Consider the following 2,514-nt stretch of genomic DNA (forward strand, 5'->3'; position numbering starts at 1 on the left):
CCGCGCAACATTCCCATTCGCCTGCAGTACAAGCCGCTTATTATAATTATGATCCCACCCGAATCCAAGCGGGCCGTTGTATTCAATCCGACTTCGATAAACCCGCCGGAATTCGTAGTCCATCCCACGTCCGGGAATTTTCAGATCGGTCTCTGTCTGCAAAAGATCACCGCTGTGCGCGGCAGTGGAATGACCGATGAGGGTTGGAGTTAGAGTTTCGGCAAGACTGGAAAACGGAACCAAAAAGACAAGAAAATAAAGAAGCCGCTTGACGAAAACTAATGAACATCTATAATGAAGCCAAATCCTGCTCTTGGTCAATCCACCCAGCAACACGTGCGAAGTTCGCACTTCCCTTCGGGGATAGCTAGAGTGGATTTGATCGAGAGTAGGATTTTTTGTTGAAAATGTCCTGAACATATCCCACTCTGTCCTGAATAATTTTCCACCAACGTCGATTACCTCGTTCAAACACCTGAAAAACGGCATGGGCTACATAATCAGCAATTTGCAAACCACCATGCGTATAATGAGGATTGTGATGATAAACAATGGAAGCCTTTGCATCAATCTGATGTTCGTCGGCGTACTCAAAACGAAGGGTGTCAACAACCAACTGCAATCTCTCCCGGGCTTTGAGGGAGGCATCTCGTCTGGAAAAAATAACCTCCATGGACTCCGCCGTGTGAAGGAATCTCTTCAATAACTGACCGGCAATCGTGGCGTAAAACCGACCATGATCTCTCTGCAGTTGAGGATAGGCTTTCAGTTTCTCAGCAACCGTAATGGCTATCTTGAAATCCAGTGAGCAATTTTTTATCCATTCATAAAATCTTTCTTTTACTTCGGGATAATCTGTCTGTGCATGGAAGGCATTCAAACTGTAAGCTGGTGAAAATCTTGCAGACAAAGACCGATCACGCAAAACTTCAAGACGGAAAGCTGTCACGGCTTCCTGTATTTCCAAATGATTCGTCGTTCGAATGGCGGCAAGGACTAAATATTTGGACGCGGTACCTGTTTGAACAAGATTGACACCTTTACGAGAATAAATTTCGGGCTTCCCTGATTCATCCAGAAAAATATAGGATTTTTTGTCATTCACTCGAACGCAACATATCAGCTTCGCTTTTAACAAACAACTTTTTTTGTTCCAATTGCCGAAAAAACTGTCTCACGAATGCCGGAAATTTATGTGAATCCAAAACTATTTTGATGGCTTGTTTCGTCCGTCTGAATTTTTTCCGATGCTTATCCATATGCTTTCATCCTTATCCGCATCGATGACTTTTCCGAACTCTATGAAATGGATGTTGTCTGGAAGCAAAGATTGAACGTTCTGATTACAATATGGACAACGGGGATAGGCATCAAATCGAAAATGGCCGCCGCAGGGGCAGGGTTTGAGATTATCTTCCACTTTTTTCTTTTCTGTTAAAATTAACGACCAAGGCACCTTTGTTTCTCCGACGAGTTTTTCAAATTCAAGATCATAAGCTCTAAATAACAAAAGAGTAGGACACATATTACAATAAAGAAAACCAACATCGCTAAAGCCCGCATGATAGGGATATTTTTGTTTAAGGTGAATATTTTTTCTACAATGAGGACACTTTAAATTCATGGTTGGCCTCCACTCGATGGCCTTCTCGGTGACCGACGCCAACGACTTGGATCAATCGTAACAGGCTCGATAAGTTGACGTTGCCATTTATCGCCACTTGTAAATGGTCCCTTTTCGGGTATTCGAAGATTAGACATAGGGACTTCAATATCAATGTAATTGGAACCACGGCTAGGAAGAATCTCTAGCATATCCTCAATTTGCAGGTGCCCCACTTTTTTTGGAATTTCTGTTGGCAACGTAACATAGGCATTGGCTTTTAAAAAACCACTTTCAAAAATCTGAGTTTTACCAATCGCATCCGTATAATGCCGAACAGTAATATTTTCCACATTAGTTTTTGTAAAAAAGCTTCCAATCTTTGAAGTCAATCCTTCTGCTACATCCAACAACCTGCTCCCGATTTTGGTCGCACGTATCCCCGCAAAATCTACCGCTCCCATGACGGGCATGGTCATCATCAAAACAGCGTCTTCCTGCGTCCGCATTCTTCACATAAATATCAAAACGGGCCTCACCATCAAAACGTGCAACATTGCCATTCGCCTGCAGTACAAGCCGCTTGTTATAATTATGATCCCACCCAAATCCAAGCGGCCCATTATATTCAATCCGACTTCGATACGTGCGCGTGAATTCATAATCAAACCCCCGACCGGGAATGCGAAGGTCGGTCTCTGTCTGCAAAATCAGAATTCCCCAGAAATCAGAATTCCCCAGAAAATCAGAATTCCCCAGACGGAGTACGAAAATTGGTCAGTGTAGCGACGGAAATCATGCAGTGGGAATTTTGTATTCACTGATTTGTTTGGGTTCTCTCTTGGCACGTCTTTTGCTTTATCTCAATGCATGGCCTACTTGCCCCGCAATCAAATTATTTGGGATGGCGC

4 protein-coding genes are annotated in these 2,514 nt (G+C 43.3%); 1 reads left to right on the plus strand and 3 read right to left on the minus strand.

Going from position 1 to position 2,514, the window contains the following annotated elements; all coding sequences use genetic code 11:
• Nucleotides 1-48: 48 nt before the first annotated feature.
• Complete coding sequence (locus HY877_07715; GenBank protein MBI5300158.1) at nt 49-213, plus strand: hypothetical protein; 165 nt, start codon at nt 49-51, stop codon at nt 211-213.
• Nucleotides 214-367: 154 nt separating this feature from the next.
• Here HY877_07715 and HY877_07720 read toward each other — a convergent pair whose 3' ends face one another.
• From HY877_07720 to HY877_07730, 3 genes are all read right to left on the minus strand, one after another.
• Nucleotides 368-1,105, minus strand: a complete 738-nt coding sequence (locus HY877_07720; protein MBI5300159.1) for a DUF3800 domain-containing protein — start codon at nt 1,103-1,105, stop codon at nt 368-370.
• Between the two features lie 102 nt (nt 1,106-1,207).
• Entirely contained in the window at nt 1,208-1,624 is a 417-nt protein-coding gene (locus tag HY877_07725) for a hypothetical protein (protein MBI5300160.1), read from the minus strand.
• Entirely contained in the window at nt 1,621-2,112 is a 492-nt protein-coding gene (locus HY877_07730; protein MBI5300161.1) for a hypothetical protein, read from the minus strand. The genes HY877_07725 and HY877_07730 overlap by 4 nt, the downstream gene beginning before the upstream one ends.
• Between the last annotated feature and the right edge of the window lie 402 nt (nt 2,113-2,514).

Source organism: Deltaproteobacteria bacterium (assembly GCA_016213065.1).
In the GTDB taxonomy this organism is placed as follows: Bacteria; UBA10199; UBA10199; order SPLOWO2-01-44-7; family SPLOWO2-01-44-7; genus JACRBV01.